Below are 15,734 nucleotides of genomic sequence, written 5' to 3'. Positions count from 1 at the left end.
CCGCTGCACGGCGTCGATGCGGTTGAGCAGCGCAGTGCCGACATCCAGTCCGGGTGCACCGCCGTGCCAGTACCGCCGTTGAACAGTCTCGTCGAGATGACAGTTCGTGGCGGCGGAGTCGAGGCTGCCCACCGAGGTGCACCGATGCAATAGTGTCGGTTCCCAGGTGGGCAGCGCAGAGGGTTTGGAGTCCAGATGATCGCCTTCATTCGACCTTCGGTCGCGACCCCCGGGCGTCGCGTCAGTCGCGGCTTCAGTGCCCTGGTGTGCACCACGGCCCTGCTGGCAGTGGCCGGTTGCGGGTTCGTCGCCTCGTCCGGTCCAGCCGCGAGCGGTGCGCCGAACGTCCGGGCGTCCAGCTCCTCGCCGACGTCCAGCCCCTCCGCGAGTCCGACCGCACTCCAGACGCACTGCAGGTTGATCGATGAGGCGCTCGCCGAGACGTTGTCGGGTGCGACCGTGACCGAAACCGCTCCGGAAGCCGAGCCCGGGGGCGGCTTCTCCCCGATCCTGGACCACTGCAGCTACACGCTGAGCAATGGCGTCCTCACCTACACGGTGGAGATGGGCGGGCTCAACACGGAGTCGGCCATTCGCGAGATCCAAGTGGAGCCGGCGCTGGTGCCTGCCGGCGGGACCTCTACGGCGAAGGCCGTTGACCTGGGTGTACGGCGGGGTGCCGGTGTCACCAGGCCCGTTGCGGGTGGCAAGGTGATGGGTCGGGCGGCGGCGGTCAACGGAGTCACCGGAATCCAGGTGTCGGTGACCGCACCCACCCGGGCGAAGGCCAAGACGTTGCTGCTCGCGGTCGTGAAGGAACTGACCAGGGGATGGTGAGCGGCCAGCGGGCCGCCCGAGCCGGCTGAACCCGGCTGGGGTTACAGGTCGACGATGTCGTTCAGCAGCGGCCCGGTGTCGACCATGGTGACCGGGCAGCCGGTGATCCGCTCCACCTCATCGATCACTCGTCGCACCTCGGCGGTCAGCCCCTCGGGGCTTCGGACACCCTTCACCGCCGGGTCGATGTGGTCGGCGAAGGTGAGCGCGATCTGAGTCGGACCGTTCACCATCGTCGCGTAGCGCAGCAGGTCGGCGTCGATCTGGGTGGCCTTGCGCCGTGGGCGTCCGGTGTTGACCCCGTACTCCGCGATCCCGCGGCGGACGGCCTCCTCGTGCGTCATTTCGTGGGGGAGCGGGCCCTCCCCGACCCGGGTCGGTAGTGCCTTCACCACCAGCACCACCTCGCCGACCTGTCGCCAGCTCAGGCCCACGTCGTCGATCGCGGCGGCGGAGGTGCAGTTCTTCACGGTGGTGCAGGGGTATTCGAAGCTCAACGAGAGCGAGAGCTGGGTGCCTTGCGCGCTTTCGATCAGCACCACCTCGCCGGCGGCCGAGCGGGTGTTCGCTTCCAACGCCACATCTCCGCACAGCCCGGTGAACTCGGTGAGTTCGCGGACCTGTTGCGCCTTGCGGTTGACGTAACGGGCGCGGGCCGGTCCGACGCCGCTACCGGACGTGCCGACGACTTTGCGCAGGAAGGGGTCGGCGGCGTCCTCGGCGAGATCGTCGGTGGTGATGATCCCGCAGCGTGGGTCGACCATCGTCCGGTCGGCGACACCGAAACGTTGGAGTTCGTCGGCCAGGATGGCCGGATCGACCAGCACGCCGGGGCCGACGGCCAGCCTGGTGCGGGGGTTGACCCAGGCGGTGGGCAGCTGGCGTTGCTTGACCAGGGTGCCGTCGTCGAGGGTGAAGCTGGCGCCGGCGTTGGTTCCGACGCCGGCCCGGACGGCCAGCGCGGCGTCCAGCCGACGGGCCAGATGGGCTGTGACCTTGCCTTTGCCGGAATCGCCCCAGAAGGCGTCGACAACGATGATGGCAGGCATGGTTCTCCTTCGTGGAAGGGTGACGGTGGGGAACGGAATGGTCAGGAAAGGGTGTGGTCGGCCGCGCCGAAGCCGACCACAGAGACCAGCCGATCGGCCTCGTCAGGAGGCAGTAGCCGGGAACGCAGATCGACCAGGTGCGGCCCGAAGCTCTGCTCCAGGGCGTCCCGGTGGTGTTCGAAGATGGCGGCCAGGTAGGCCTCGTCGCGGATCAGCTTCTCTACCAGGCGGACCAGCGCCGGCTGATCGGTCTGCAAGGCCTGCGGGTGTTCGTCGAGGGTGGCCACCAGTGCCGTGCGAAAGTCGACCGCCAGCAACAGCAGGTGTCCGCCGACCGTGCGATCGGGGCTCTCGTGCCGGAACACTTCGCCGACGTCCAGATCGCCGTCACCGAAGACATTCACCACTACCCGGCAGCCCGAGTTCGCGGCGGCACGGAGGGCGTCGGTGAGCCAGCCCAGGTCGTCCGACCAGCAGCACAACGCCACCCGCTCGCGGGCTGCGTCGACCAGCGCCAGGACTCGGTCTGCGACCGCGTCGTGGCCGTGCAGGGCGGTGATCGCCGTCGTCGGCTGGGGCGCGGCCCACACGGCGAGGTCGGCGATCAGGGTGTCGACCCGGCGGGCGGTCTGCCGCTTCAGCCGGCCCAGGGTTTCGGCCGGCGGCACCGCGACATGGCGGGCCGGCGAGTCGGTCGTCGTCCGGCTGGCGAACCCCTTCTCGCACAGGGATTCCAGAGCCGCGTAGGTGTTCGCCCGCTGCAGTCCGGCCGACTTGGCGAGCTCATACCCGGTGGCCTCAGGGTGCTGCAGAAGCGCGAGGTAGCACCGTGCCTCGGACTGATTCAGGCCGAGTTCGACCAGACGTTCGATCACGTGAGGGAAGTCTAGGCGGACGTAGTAGCAAGAGCAACTACGCCTCGCCCATATCCGCTGGCTCGCGAGCGCGCTACTTCTTGATGGTGAAAGAAGCGGACGTGCTCCCGATCGTCACGCCGAGCCCGCCCCAGTGCCGGACGATGCTCTTGGAGCCCTTCTTCACCTGGTAGGTGAGCCGGCGGGTGAGTTCGGCGTTCGAGGTCTGCGAATCGAGCATCGCCACCAGTTCGGCGAAGCTGCGGCTCGGCGGCTCCGACCAGTCCGGGCAGACGATCTCGCCGTCCTCGTCGGTCCCGCAACCGGCAGAGCCGTCGGCCAGGCTGCCCGCGACCACCTTCAGCGAACCCTTGGTCCGGGCCCCGGCAGGCAGCGTCACCTCGAACGGCTTGCCCGCCGCGGTGCCGTCCGGCCTGCCGTTGCGCAGCACCTGGAATACCGGACGCAGCGAATAGCCGGTCCGGGTCTTGATCGTCGTGCCGGCGAGATCGCGCCAGGTGCCGTTGTTCAGCCGCTGGATCTTGACCGCCCGATAGGCGATGGCGTCCGCGGAAAGCAGCGTGACGGTGATGTCGACCCGGGTGATCGAGGCCTTCTCGTGGTTCTGGTTGGTGATCGCCCAGACGTCGTCCGCCGGCGGGGTGCCGATGGCGTCGAGGAAGGCGAACCGGTCGCTGATCACCTGGGAGTTGGCGATCGTGCCGGTCTGCCCGTTTGCCCGCCGGTAGCCGATCGTCCAGTTGACCGTTCCGGTTCCCGCACCCACCTGGTCGAGTTGCTCGAAGGCGGCCTGGCCGGTGAGGGTGGCGACGGCGGACGCGGCCGCGTCCGGGTCGGCGATGGTGGCGGCGTAGTCGCCGACGACGGCTCCGCCCGGATTCTTCACCCGCACGGTCAGCGGGAATCCCTGGGTTGCGCCGATGCTGCCCCGCATGCCGGCATTGCGGTCCTGGGTGATCATGCCGACCGGCGCGTAGATCTCGGAGACCTGCTTGTAGGAGCCCTTGATGCCGGCACCGTCCGGCACGATCATCGCGGCGGAGGCGTTCGACATCAGCAGCGTGACCTTGCCGGCCAGGTCCATCTGATGCCCGAACGCCCAGACCGTCTTGCCGCAGATCGCGGTCACCGTGCCGAGTGCGCCGACCGGCTCATCGCCGCTGGTGTATCCGACGAAGATGTTGCCCCCGGCCACCAGTGGCTTGGCGGCGGCGAGTTGCCGCGGCGCGGCCATGAACGAGCCGCTGCGCAGCCGGGACGCCGCGGCGGCCGATTTCGGCGTCCGGGCCAGAGTCCGATTGACGAACGCGTTCTGCTTGGCCCCGGCGCCACCGGCGAGGTTGACGGTCTTCAGCTGACTGAGCGCACGTCCGGTCAGAGCCGTGCCGGCGAGCCGCTCGGCGGCCGGCGAGGCGGCCAGGTTGGCCGAGGTCAGCCGGACCTGGGCGGGTTGCTCGAGCGCGGTGCTCCCGATGGTCTTCATGTACTCCGCCGGAGTGACTCCGGCGATCGGCAGATTCTCGGCGTTGAAGCTGTAGGCGACCGCGCCGATCAGGCGTCCCGCCTTGTCGTAGACCGGAGATCCGGACATGCCCTCCCAGATCCCGGCGCCTTTGATCCCGGCCTTGCCGTCGATGGTCGGGTTCTTCAACCGGAACACCAGCAGGTCCTTGCCCTTGCCGAGGGCGTCGGCGACGAAGCCGATGTAGCTGCCGGTGAATCCTTCGGGGGTGGTGCCCTGGGTCACCGTCTTGCCGCGCACCGCGTGACCCTCCGCCCAGCCGCGGACCTCGCTGACCGGGACATAGGGCTGGGAGCCGTCGCTGCAGAATGCCGGGGATGCCGCCTGGGCGGGGGTGGCGGCAGCGGTCAGGCCGAGGCCCAGGGCACCGGTGATCAGCAGTGCTCCGGCCCGTCGCGCCCAGCGGAACCCGGGCCGGCGGATGTGCTCGTCATGGCGCGCCGCAATGGTCGGATCAGCCATCGGTCGCTTCCTGTCCTGTTCGGGAGGGGGTGGATCAGGAGGGGCCGGACCGCAGCATGGCATCAGGCGGAGGTCACGGTCCCCCGAACTGATCCCGTCACCCGGGCACAAGGTAGCAGGCGACCCGCCGCGCACCCCGGGCGGCAAGGAAATGTTCAGGTGACGGTCAGCCGGCCCCCGGCCACCGGTCAGCGCGGTCGGCTGCACCACCGGGGCGGTGGCCGCCGTCCTACTCGTCGGTGGGGGTGGCGGCCAGGTACACCCAGCGTCCGCCGCGCCGGACGAAGGCCGAGCGTTCGGACTGGCTGCCGCGGCGTCCGCCGGCCTGCCACTGCGCGATGAAGCCGACGATGCCCATCAGGTCGTCCGGGCCGCCGTCCACCCGCTCGGTGATCTCCAGCCCGGTCCACTCCCGGTGATCGAGCTCCAGGGCGTCCGGACGCGTCCGCGGGTGCCAGGTGCGGATCAGGTAGTCGGCGTCCACAAGCGCGAATGCGGTGTAGCGGGACCGCATCAAGGCCTCGGCGGTGGGTGGCCAGGATTCGCGGCGGAGATAGGGTCCGCAGCAGTCGGCGTAGCGTCCGCCGCCGCACGGGCAGTCGGCGTTGCCGGGCAGGTCGGTCATCGCAGCCATGGTGTCATGGCAGCGGCGTAGGCTGACGCCGCGACGGGCGACGGGAGGTGGCGCGATGGGTTCGGAACCGATCATCGAGTCGGCCTGGGACGCTCCGGAAACGGTCTACGACCGCGGTGCGGCGACCTATGACGCGATGGTGGGATCGCGGCTCTACAACCGGCTGGCCTGGGGCACCGACCCGGCTGACTACGCGGCGTTCGCCGGGGAGGCGGTCGCGTCGGCTGACGGCCCGTTGCTGGAGGTCGCAGCCGGGACGTGCGCGGCGTCCGCCGAGGCCTACCTGGCGAGCCCGCGTCCGCTGGTGATCACCGATCGGTCCCGCGGCATGCTCGCGCTGGCCGCCCAGCGGTTGACCGTGGCCGGACGTCCCCGGTCCGGCACCCGGCTCGTCCAGGCGGACGCCTTCGCGCTGCCGTTCCCGCCGGGCGGGTTCGACACCGTGCTCTGCCTGGGCTTCTTGCACCTGGTCGAGGACGTGGCGCCGTTCGTCGACGGTCTGCGCGCCCAGCTGCGGCCGGGCGGGCGGCTGTTCGCCAGTTCGCTGGTCGCGGCGACCCCGGTCGGGACGCGCTATCTGGGCGTGCTGCATCGACTCGGCGAGCTGGCCAGGCCGCGGACGGCGGACGAGCTGGCCGACCTGTTCGGCGTACCGGTCCGGCGGCGAGGCTCGATGGCCTACCTCACGCTCGGCAACTGACCGTGGCCGGTGCGCGGGCGAGCGGCGGGGAGGCCCCCGCACTACTGGAGCGGACGGCTGAGCTCGATGCGCTGCGGACGCGGATGCACCAGGCGCGGGCCGGTGAGGGATCGCTCACCCTGGTACTGGGCGAGGCGGGCATCGGCAAGACCTCGCTGGTCCGGGCCGCGACCCGGCACCGCCCGGCGGGTCTCCGGCTGCTCTGGGGCGCCTGTGACGCGCTGAGCACACCGCGTCCGCTCGCCCCGCTGCACGACATCGCGCTCGCCGCCGGCAGCGAGTTCGCCGCGGTGATGGCCGCCGAGGTGGCCAAGCACGACAGGTTCGCGGCGGCGCTCGCGGAGCTGACCGCCCCGCGTCCACCCGCCGTCGTGGTCATCGAAGACGTCCACTGGGCCGACGACGCGACCCGCGACCTGCTGGTCTTCCTCGGCCGCCGGATCGATGCCACCCGGGCCGCGGTGATCGTCACCGGACGCGATGACGGGCTCGATCGCGATCATCCGCTCACCGGCACGCTCGGCCGGCTGGCCACGATCCCGGCCGTGCGCCGGATCGAGCTGGGACCGCTCGGACGGGCCTCGGTGGCGATGCTGGCCGGCGGCCTGGACGCCGACGCGATCTACGCGACGACCGCCGGCAACCCATTCTTCGTGACCGAACTGGTCGAGGCGCACTCGGCCGCGGCGGTGCCGTCGAGCGTGCGGGCGGCGGTGCTGGCCCGGGCCGGCGCGCTCGGCCGGGACGCGCGGCACGCACTGGATGCGGCCGCGCTGATCGCGCGGGCAGAGGTCGAGGTCGACCTGGTGCTGAGTGCGGCGGAGGTCGATGCCGAAGCGCTCGACGAGTGCCTACGCAGCGGGCTGCTGCGCGGCCGTCCGGGTCGGATCGCGTTTCGCCACGAACTCGCCCGCCGCGCCGTCGAGGACTCGGTGCCGCCCGCCGCCGCGGCACAGCTGCACCGGCGGCTGGTCGTCGAACTCGAACAACGCGGCGCGGACCCGGCCCGGCTGGCCCATCACGCCGAACGGGCCGGCGACGACGTCCGGACGGCGCGGTACGGGATCGACGCCGCGGGAGCGGCCGCGCGGGAGGGTGCACACCGCTCCGCGGCGGGTCAGTACGAACGCGCCCTCGCTTCCGGCGCGCTGGCCGCCGAGACGGCCGCTCTCGCCTGGGAGTCCCTGGCCCGCGAGCGGGCCGCGTTCGTCGACGACGGAAGCGCCGTGGACGCGTGCCGGCGGGCCCGGGCGATCTGGCGCGACCTGCGGCGTCCCGACGACGAGGGCCGCGCGCTGGCGATGGCCGCCCGGGGACTGTGGGCCCAGGGCCGGGGCGAGGCTGCCCGGGCTGCCGTCCGGGAAGCGATCGGCGGGTTCGACGATCGGGCGGAAAGTGCGGCGCTGGCCGTGGCGTTGAGCATCGGCGCGCAGCTGCACATGCTGGCCCGCGAGGTGGACGAGGCGATCGAGCTGGGTCACCGGGCTGCCGAGATCGCCGACCGTTTCGGCGACGATCGGACCCGGGCGGGTGCGCTCAACGCGGTCGGTTCGGCGTTGTGGTTCGTCGACCCGGACGCCGCCGAGAAGCCGCTGGTGCAGAGCCGGTGGCTCGCCGAGCGGCTCGGCGACGACATCGGGGTCGCGAACGCGCTGATCAACCTCGGATCGGGAGCCGGCGAGGTGCGGCGGTACCGGCAGGCGGACGGCTGGCTTCGCACCGCGCTGAACTGGTGTGCCGACCGTGACCTCGACCACAGTGCCGCCTACGCGACCGCCTGGCTCGCCCGATCGCTCTTCGAGCAGGGTGAGTGGACGACCGCGACGGCGCTGGCCGACTCGGTCCGAGACGATCCGAACGTGATTGCTCGGATCGTCGCGCTGGTCGTCCTGGGCCGGGTCGCCACCCGTTCCGGCGCGGCGGGTGCCGAGGAGCTGCTGCGGGAGGCGGGCGAGCTGGCTGAGCGAACCGGCGACCTCCAGCGATTGTGGCCGGTGGCCGCGGCGCAAGCCGAGTCGGCATGGCTGAGATCCGAGCCGGAGCGGATCGGTGAGTTGGTCGCCGACACCTACCGGCGCGCGGTCGAGTTGCGTCAGCGGTGGCCGATCGGCGAACTGGGGTTCTGGCTGTGGCGAGCCGGGGAGCTGATGGAGCTGCCCGGCCGGGCGGCCGAGCCGTTCGCCGCGCACGTCCGAGGCGAGTTGGCCGCGGCGGCTGCCGCCTGGGACGCGATCGGCGTCCCCTATGAGGCGGCGCTGGCACTCGCCGACGGAGGCCCGGACGACCTGGTCGCCGCGCTCATCCGGTTGGACGCCCTCGGTGCCCGTCCGGCGGCGAACGCGGCGGCGGCGCGGTTGCGTGCGCTCGACCCGGGCCGGATGCCGCGACGGCCGCGTCCCGAGACGGTGGCGAACCCGGCCGGGCTCACCCAGCGGGAGCTCGAGGTGACGGCGCTGATCGCGGCCGGCCTCACCGACGCCGGGGTGGCCGCCCGGCTGCACATCTCGCCGAAGACCGCCGGTCACCACGTGTCGGCGATCCTGGCCAAGCTCGGTGTCGCTTCGCGCTTCGCGGTGGCGGACGCCGCCGCACGGCACGGCGTCCGGTTGCCCTGATCGTCGGGGTTAGGATTCGGAGCATGGCCGAGACCCGCAAATTCCAGCCGTCCAACAGTGCGGTTGGGGACGCCGTCCGGGCAGCGCTGGGCGAGCCGGTCCGTCCCGTCCAGCCCGGCAGCCGGCCGGAGCCGTCCCAACCGGCGGCAGCGTCCGCACCGCCGACCGCGAAGGTCGCTGTGCACAGCTTCACTTTCGGTGCCGTCCGGCGTCCGGTCGCGCCGGCCGAGGCTGACACCGACGACTAGCGCCTCCCCGGGGGACCTCCACCGAACGGCGTGCGTGCCGCGGCGTCCGAATGGACCGAAAGAACCGTCCCCCACGGACCGGAATCGCTGCCGCAGCGCTACTGGGCGACCTTCGGCAACAGGATGGTCGATTCGTCATCGGAGACCTCGTCCTCGGGCGGCGTCGGGCTGCCGGGAAGCCGCAGGATGAACTCCGCACCGCCCTCGGCGGAGTGGCCGGCCTTCACCCAGCCGCCGTGTGCCTTGGTGGTCTGCGCCACGATCGACAGGCCGAGGCCCGATCCGGGGGTGTTCCGCGCGGACGGCGAACGCCAGAACCGGTCGAAGACGTGCGGGAGTTCGTCGTCGGGGATGCCCGGGCCCTGGTCGGAGATTCGCAACCGGTCGCCCTCGAGCAGGACGTGGACGGTGCCGCCCGGCGGCGAGAATTTCACCGCGTTGTCCAGCAGGTTCGTGATCGCCCGCTCCAGCGAATCCGGTTCGCCGACCAGGTACAACGGGTTCAGTTCGACATCGAAGCTCAGTGCGGGTCCGCGGCGCTTGGCCCGGGCGATGGCGCTGCGCACCACGTCTCTGAGGTCGATCGGCTCGGGGTGCGGCTGGACGACGTCCTCGCGGCTGAGGTGGACGAGGTCGCCCACCAGCGTGGTGAACTCGCCCAGTTGGCCGGCGATGTCGCGCAGGATGTCGGTGCGCGCGCCCTCGGGCAGCATCCGGCTGCGTTCGTCCGCCACCAGCAACTCGACGTTGGTCCGCAGCGAGGTGAGCGGGGTGCGCAACTCGTGCCCGGCGTCGGCGATCAACCGGCGCTGCCGCTCGCGGGAGGACTGCAGCGTGTCGAGCATGGTGTTGAACGAGCGACCCAGGTCGGCCACCTCACCGCTGCCCTCGATCGCGACCGGGGTCAGCTCGCCGGTGTCGGTGACATGCGCGACGGCCTCACTGAGCCGCCGCATCGGCCGCAGCGCCGACCGGGCGATCACGAAGCCGATCGCGCTGGACACCCCGACCCCCAGCAGGCCGAAGATCGCCAGCGACCAGGCCAGCGTCGCCATGATGTTGTTGGTGGCCTCCAGCGGGCGGCCGAGCACCAGGGCGTAGCTTTCGGTACCGGCCTTCAGCGGCACCGCGACGATCCGGTACGGCTGGCCGTTGGACGCCACTCCGGTGCGTGCGGACGAGCCCTGCTGCCGGCGGGCGACCGAGAACTCCTCGGGACCGGCCACCAGACTGACCGTGGCACCGGGCAGCGTGCTCACCCGGTTGTCGGCCCGCACCAGCATGACGGTGACGTTGGCCGCCTTCAGGGCGTTGGTGTCAAGTCCGCCCATGCCTTCGATGTCGACCGCAACCCAGTTTGCGGTGACCGCGGCGACATCGACCAGCTCGCTGTCGAGCTGGTTGTAGACGGTCACCCGGGTGATCAGCCAGGCGGCGACGCCGGTCAGGGCGACGGCGGACGCGACCGCCGCAGCCACCAGAACGGCGAGCCGGTCCCGTAGCGGCCACTCGCGAATCGCCAGCAGCCGGTTCAGCCATTTGGTCACGGGGGCGTCTCGCGCAGCACGTATCCGATGCCGCGGACGGTGTGGATCAGCCGGCTTTCACCTTCTCCCTCGGTCTTGCGTCGCAGGTAGCCGATGTAGACCTCGAGGGAGTTCGCGGTGGTGGGAAAGTCGAAACCCCAGACCTCGTTGAGCAGCCAGCCGCGCTCGAGCACCTTGCGCGGATGCTCCAGGAAGGTCTGCAGCAGGGCGAACTCGGTGCGGGTCAGGCTGATCCGGCGCCCGGCGCGCTGCACTTCCCGGGTCTGCGGATCCAGCGAGAGGTCGCCGAACGTCAGCAGCTCGCTGTCGGCCGGTTCCTCGGTGGCCGGCTTGGAGCGGCGGGTGAGCGCACGCAGCCGGGCCAGCAGCTCGTCCAGGGCGAACGGCTTGGCCATGTAGTCGTCGGCGCCGGCGTCCAGGCCGTCCACCCGGTCGTTCACGGCATCCCGGGCGGTCAGCACCAGTATCGGCACATCGTTTCCCGTGGAACGCAGCATCCGGGTGGTCTCCAGGCCGTCCAGCCTCGGCATCATCACGTCCATGATGACCGCGTCCGGACGCAGCGCGGAGAGCCGGGCCAACGCCTCGAGGCCGTCTCCGGCGGCGGTCACCTCGTAGCCGGAGTACTGCAGCGAGCGGGCCAGCGAGTCCCGGACGGCCTGATCGTCGTCGACAACGAGGATGTGCATGGGATCAGCCTGCCACGCCGCGCCGTCACCGGCAGGGCGACCGGCCGGAGGGCGTCAGCCCTGGAGCTCCCGGACCCGGTCGAGGACGCCGGGCATGGCCGCCTCGATCGCCGCCAGCGTGCCGTTGAAGCCGTCGGCGGACCCGTACCAGGGGTCGGGGACGCCCGAGCCGGGCTCGGCGTCCGGGTCGAAGTCGGTGAGCAGGGCCAGGTTGCCGGCGTCCGGGACGAGCCGCTGCATGATCCGCAGGTGCACGTCCTCCAGGGCGATCACCAGGTCGGCGTCGCGGATCTCGGCGGCGCTGATCCGGTGCGCCCGGTGCCCGCCGGCGGAGTAGCCGGCCCGGGCCAGGACGCGCTGGGCGCGGCTGTCGATCGGCTCCCCGAGTTCCTCACTGGACGTCCCGGCCGAGGTGAACCGGACGCCGTGGAGGCCCTCCCGCTCGGCCCAGCCCTGCGCGACCCGCTCGGCCATCGGCGAACGGCAGATATTGCCCCAGCAGACGAAGACGACCTCGACCACGTCAGCGATTGACTTCGCTGCGGGAGGTGAACGACGAGTTCAGGATGAACGACACGATCGAGACGATCATCGCGCCCCAGAACGCCGACCAGAAGCCGTCCACATGCCAGCCCAGGTTGAGCTGCCCGGCCAGCCACGAGGTGAGCCAGAGCATCAGCGCGTTGATCACCAGCAGGAACAGCCCGAGGGTGAGCAGCAGCAGCGGCGCGGAGGCGAACGCGAACAGCGGTTTCACCAGCGCATTCACCACGCCGAAGATGATCGCGACGGCCAGGATCCCGAGGAACGCGGTCGAGGGTTCGCTCGCCGTCATGCTGATTCCCGGCAACACCCAGGTGGCGAACGCGAGTGCGGCCGCACTGAACAGGAATCGCATGAGCATGACGCAATTCTGTCATGGCAGAGTTCTCCTATCGAATCGACCGACAGATGGGCTCGCCGTGAACCTGCGCCAGCGTCATTTCCTCAAGGAGCTTGACTACACCCCCGCCGAATGGCGCGGGCTGCTCGACCTGACCACCGAGCTGAAGCGGGCGCGGAATGCTCGGCGCGAGGTCAAGCGGCTGGACGGCCTGACCATCGCGCTGATCTTCGAGAAGCCGTCCACCCGGACCCGGTCGTCATTCGAGGTCGCCGCCTATCACCAGGGCGCGAACGTCAGCTATTTCGACGAGACCGGCGCCCATATGGGGCACAAGGAATCGATCGCCGACACCGCGCGGGTGCTGTCCCGGTTCTACGACGGCATTCAGTACCGGGGTTCGCGCCAGCAGATCGTGGAAACCCTGGCCGAGCACAGCAGCGTGCCGGTCTGGAACGGCCTGACCGACGAATGGCACCCGACCCAGAGCCTGTGCGACATGTTCACCATGCGTGAGTCGTCCGGACTGGAGGACCGCGACATCAGCTTCGCCTACATCGGGGACGCCCGGTTCAACCAGGGCCGCTCGCTGCTGATCGCCGGCGCCATGATGGGCATGGACGTCCGGATGGTCGCACCCGCGGGGTTGCAGCCCGAAGCCGAACTGGTCGCCACGGCGCGACGGATCGGTGCCACCACCGGTGCCCGGGTGACCGTCACCGAGGACGTCGCGGCGGTCAAGGGCGTCGACTTCGTGCACACCGACATCTGGGTGTCGATGGGTGAGCCGAAACAGGTCTGGGCCGACCGGATCGAACTGCTCACCCCGTACCGGGTGACCACCGAATTGCTGGAGCGCACCGAGAACCCGGACGTGAAGTTCATGCACTGCCTGCCCAGCTATCACGACCTCGACACCACGGTCTCGCAGCAGATCCTGGCCGAGACCGGAAGCGAGGTGTTCGAGGTGACCGAAGAGGTCTTCGAGTCCCCGGCGTCCCTGGTGTTCGATCAGGCCGAGAACCGACTGCACACCATCAAGGCGATCCTGGTGGCCACGCTGGCCGGGCACTGAGCCCCAGGCTGGGCGGCGGTCGAAGGCAATCCCGAAAATCCACGGGTCGATTGCTCGGCGCCGGCGTGTCGCCCGCTTCCTTGGCATCGACCAGTGGATTTTCGGGATCCCTCGCGGCACTGGTTCGTGGGTGGCCGATTTCAGGGCGAGCGGGGCGCGGGAGTCAGCCGGCCGCGGCGGCGTCCCGGTTCTGGAATGCGCGTTGCATCGCCTGGGCGGCCCAGTATTGGGTGAGCAGCGCCTTGCCCTGCCGCTTGAGCGCCCGGCGGTCGACGTTGCGTCCGCGAGCGACGACCGGAACCAGCACGCCCGCACCGGTCAGCAGGGCGACCAGCGCCGCGATCCGCGGGTCCGGGGCGGCGTCGAACAGCAGCACCGCGTCGAACTGCTCCCGCATAGCCGCCTCGTAACGTCCGTCGACACTGATCCAGCGGGTGGTCGGCACCAGGCCGAGCACCCGGTGCGAGGTCCGGCTGACCAGTTCCGCCCGCGCCAGACGTTGGTACAACTCGTCCACCGGCTTGTGGTCGATCAGCTTGCGGCCGAGCCGCTCCACCGCCATGGACGGATACCAGGCCGGCTTGCCGCCGAGCGCGGTCAGGGCCTCGCCGAGCAGCGGATCGGCCGGCCAGGCGGCGTCCGGAACGACGACCATCCGGTTCTTCCGGACCGACTCGCCCGGCTCAGTCAGCCGGACGTTGCCGGCCAATGCCAGGTCGCTGAGCAACCCGCCGGCCACCAGCAGGTCGGTGTAGCGGGCCAGCTTCTTGCCGGTGGCGTCCTCGGTGGCGAGCAGCAGGATGTCCTCGGCCAGCAGCATGGCGTCTCCTTCGACCCGGATGTGAGCGTGGCGGTGCGAAACTGGATGGCAGAATCATGCCCGGTCGCTGCAACGCCGCACTCGGTTGCCGCGTGTGCAGGTGATGACGCTGGTACAGGAGGCGCCGGTGACCGTGGGTCGGTTCGAGGACTACGTGGCCACTCGGTCGGTCGCGCTGCAGCGGTTCGCCTACCTGATCGCCCGTAACGCCGAGGACGCCCGCGACCTGGTGCAGGACGCCCTGCTCGGCCTGTACCCGCGCTGGGCACGGGTCAGCGCCGGCGGCGGCGTCGACGCCTACGTCAAACGCAGCATCGTCAACGCCAGCATCAGCCGCTGGCGCCGCACCGGTCGCGAACAGGTCAGCGACGAGCTGCATGCCGTCACCCCCGACCACGCCGCCGGAGTGACGGACGCCGAGCTCGCCTGGCAGCTGTGCGAGAGCTTGCCACCGCTGCAGCGGGCCGCGGTCGCGCTGCGCTTCTACGACGACCTGGAGTACGCCGAGATCGCCGCCATCCTGGGCTGTCCCGAGGCGACCGCCCGCTCGCACGTGCACCGCGCGCTGACCCGGCTGCGCACCCGACTGATCGAGGACGGCACCGATGACTGAGCCGAACGAAACCCGCGACGACCGCGCCGAACGGGCGTTCCGCGAAGGACTCCGGCACCATGCCGACGAACCTGATTTCGAGCCCTTGACGCTGCCGACCGCGGCCCGCGGACGGCCCAGGCTGCCGCGTTGGCTGCCGGTCGCAGCAGCTGTGGTGCTGCTGGCCGGGGTGGCGATTCCGCTTGCCATCGGCCAGTTCTCGGGCGGCGGCTCCCAGACCTCGGCGGTGCCGGCGGGCGCACGGGCTCCCGAGCGGGAGCCGGGCGACGCGGCGTCCGGACCGCCGACGGTGGCGGCTCGGGCGGGGTGGCGGTGGGAGTCCTACCGGGTGCTCAGCTACCAGGTGCCGGATCGCTGGGGGTACGCCTACGCGCCGCGAGCCGACTGGTGTGCGGACCGGGCCAAGCCGCCGTCCGAGCCCTTCGTCGCACTGGCCACCGAGCTACTGCCGATCCGCACCATCGGCTGCCCGGGCGACCTGCCCGCCAGCTACCTGCAAACCTTCGTCTCAGTGCGTTCGGTGACCGATCCCGATCGCGGTTGGAAGCTGCCGGCGGGCTGGAAGTCGACCGCCAGCAAGGAGGTGGACGGCTACGTCGTCGAGGTCGTCCACACCGACGCCTACGCCACGGTCGCCGACCAGATCGTCGCCTCGGTGCGCCCGATCGGCGAGATCGATCCGAACGGGTGCCCGGCGCGCAGCACACTCGCCGTGGCGACCACCGCACCGGATGCCGCCGCCGCCCGGCGGGTCACGCTGTGCCAGTACGACCTCAGGACAATGCCGGCGCAACTCGTCGCCTCGAAGCGGGTGTCCGGCGACGACGCGGCCACGGTGGTCAGGGCCGTGTCGACCGCACCGATCGGGTCGGGGCCGGACGACGCATCCTGCACCAGCCCGGGTGACACCGCCGCGCTGGTCAGGCGCTGGAAGGGCGATTCAGCCACCGATGTCGTCGTGCGCTACTCGGGCTGCCGGGGCAACGGGATCTTCGGCGGCTCAGCGGACCGGCAGCTGACCGAGTGGGCCTGCGAGGTCGTCCTGCAGCCCCCGCTGGCTTTCACCACCGGTCACGGCCGGGCGGCGAAGCTGTGTGCGCCGCCGAAGGAGGTGCCGGGTCCGAACCCGACGCCATCGCGGTGATTCGGTGGCCGGTCGCCGGAA

The 15,734-nt window shown here is 70.9% G+C and carries 16 protein-coding genes; 7 read left to right on the top strand and 9 right to left on the bottom strand.

The genetic code is table 11. The annotated features are described in order from the left end of the window. The first annotated feature begins 195 nt into the window (after positions 1–195). On the top strand, positions 196–837 hold the full coding sequence (locus QM711_RS18235) for a hypothetical protein (RefSeq protein ID WP_415101957.1): 642 nt from the start codon (positions 196–198) through the stop codon (positions 835–837). Between the two features lie 41 nt (positions 838–878). Here QM711_RS18235 and QM711_RS18230 read toward each other — a convergent pair whose 3' ends face one another. From QM711_RS18230 to QM711_RS18215, 4 genes are all read right to left on the bottom strand, one after another. Then, positions 879–1,886 (bottom strand): adenylosuccinate synthetase, encoded by a 1,008-nt coding sequence (locus tag QM711_RS18230; RefSeq protein WP_415101955.1) that lies wholly within the window; start codon positions 1,884–1,886, stop codon positions 879–881. Positions 1,887–1,927: 41 nt separating this feature from the next. Next, positions 1,928–2,761 (bottom strand): TrmB family transcriptional regulator, encoded by an 834-nt coding sequence (locus QM711_RS18225; RefSeq protein ID WP_415101953.1) that lies wholly within the window; start codon positions 2,759–2,761, stop codon positions 1,928–1,930. A gap of 73 nt (positions 2,762–2,834) precedes the next feature. Beyond that, entirely contained in the window at positions 2,835–4,745 is a 1,911-nt protein-coding gene (locus QM711_RS18220; protein ID WP_415101951.1) for a hypothetical protein, read from the bottom strand. Between the two features lie 229 nt (positions 4,746–4,974). Continuing rightward, on the bottom strand, positions 4,975–5,370 hold the full coding sequence (locus QM711_RS18215; RefSeq protein WP_415101949.1) for a YchJ family protein: 396 nt from the start codon (positions 5,368–5,370) through the stop codon (positions 4,975–4,977). Between the two features lie 64 nt (positions 5,371–5,434). Here QM711_RS18215 and QM711_RS18210 point away from each other — a divergent pair, with 64 nt between their 5' ends. The 3 genes from QM711_RS18210 to QM711_RS18200 are packed head-to-tail and all read left to right on the top strand — an operon-like array spanning position 5,435 to position 8,942. Continuing rightward, on the top strand, positions 5,435–6,079 hold the full coding sequence (locus tag QM711_RS18210) for a class I SAM-dependent methyltransferase (protein WP_415101948.1): 645 nt from the start codon (positions 5,435–5,437) through the stop codon (positions 6,077–6,079). 2 nt (positions 6,080–6,081) lie between these two features. Beyond that, complete coding sequence (locus QM711_RS18205) at positions 6,082–8,694, top strand: helix-turn-helix transcriptional regulator (RefSeq protein ID WP_415101946.1); 2,613 nt, start codon at positions 6,082–6,084, stop codon at positions 8,692–8,694. 23 nt (positions 8,695–8,717) lie between these two features. Continuing rightward, positions 8,718–8,942: a hypothetical protein gene (locus QM711_RS18200; protein WP_415101944.1), complete on the top strand. Its 225-nt coding sequence runs from the start codon at positions 8,718–8,720 to the stop codon at positions 8,940–8,942. A 98-nt stretch (positions 8,943–9,040) separates the two neighbouring features. Here the strand turns inward: QM711_RS18200 and QM711_RS18195 are convergent, their stop codons facing one another. Genes QM711_RS18195 through QM711_RS18180 form a run of 4 tightly spaced genes read right to left on the bottom strand, consistent with a single transcriptional unit; the run spans position 9,041 to position 12,082 of the window. Beyond that, positions 9,041–10,489: a sensor histidine kinase gene (locus tag QM711_RS18195; RefSeq protein WP_415101942.1), complete on the bottom strand. Its 1,449-nt coding sequence runs from the start codon at positions 10,487–10,489 to the stop codon at positions 9,041–9,043. After that, positions 10,486–11,178 (bottom strand): response regulator transcription factor, encoded by a 693-nt coding sequence (locus QM711_RS18190; RefSeq protein ID WP_415101940.1) that lies wholly within the window; start codon positions 11,176–11,178, stop codon positions 10,486–10,488. Before QM711_RS18190 ends, QM711_RS18195 begins: the two co-directional genes overlap by 4 nt. Before the next feature lie 54 nt (positions 11,179–11,232). Continuing rightward, complete coding sequence (locus tag QM711_RS18185; protein WP_415101938.1) at positions 11,233–11,700, bottom strand: low molecular weight protein-tyrosine-phosphatase; 468 nt, start codon at positions 11,698–11,700, stop codon at positions 11,233–11,235. Position 11,701: 1 nt separating this feature from the next. Next, positions 11,702–12,082, bottom strand: a complete 381-nt coding sequence (locus tag QM711_RS18180) for a phage holin family protein (protein ID WP_415101936.1) — start codon at positions 12,080–12,082, stop codon at positions 11,702–11,704. On the opposite strand from QM711_RS18180, the gene argF reads away from it, so the two are divergent. Further along, the gene (gene argF, locus QM711_RS18175; RefSeq protein ID WP_415102315.1) at positions 12,081–13,136 is read left to right on the top strand and encodes an ornithine carbamoyltransferase; all 1,056 of its coding nucleotides are present in this window, start codon (positions 12,081–12,083) and stop codon (positions 13,134–13,136) included. The two genes, QM711_RS18180 and argF, sit on opposite strands and share 2 nt — an antisense overlap. Before the next feature lie 163 nt (positions 13,137–13,299). Here the strand turns inward: argF and QM711_RS18170 are convergent, their stop codons facing one another. Continuing rightward, the gene (locus QM711_RS18170; protein ID WP_415101934.1) at positions 13,300–13,956 is read right to left on the bottom strand and encodes a GOLPH3/VPS74 family protein; all 657 of its coding nucleotides are present in this window, start codon (positions 13,954–13,956) and stop codon (positions 13,300–13,302) included. Positions 13,957–14,059: 103 nt separating this feature from the next. Between QM711_RS18170 and QM711_RS18165 the strand changes: the two genes are divergently transcribed. Together QM711_RS18165 and QM711_RS18160 are read left to right on the top strand one after the other, a co-directional pair. Next, the gene (locus QM711_RS18165; protein ID WP_415101932.1) at positions 14,060–14,569 is read left to right on the top strand and encodes a SigE family RNA polymerase sigma factor; all 510 of its coding nucleotides are present in this window, start codon (positions 14,060–14,062) and stop codon (positions 14,567–14,569) included. Beyond that, positions 14,562–15,713 (top strand): hypothetical protein, encoded by a 1,152-nt coding sequence (locus QM711_RS18160; protein ID WP_415101930.1) that lies wholly within the window; start codon positions 14,562–14,564, stop codon positions 15,711–15,713. The genes QM711_RS18165 and QM711_RS18160 overlap by 8 nt, the downstream gene beginning before the upstream one ends. Positions 15,714–15,734: the final 21 nt, after the last annotated feature.

Origin of the sequence: Micropruina sp. (genome assembly GCF_047602385.1) — a bacterium.
GTDB lineage: Bacteria > Actinomycetota > Actinomycetes > Propionibacteriales > Propionibacteriaceae > Micropruina.
This window is presented reverse-complemented; position numbering and strand designations above follow the sequence as displayed.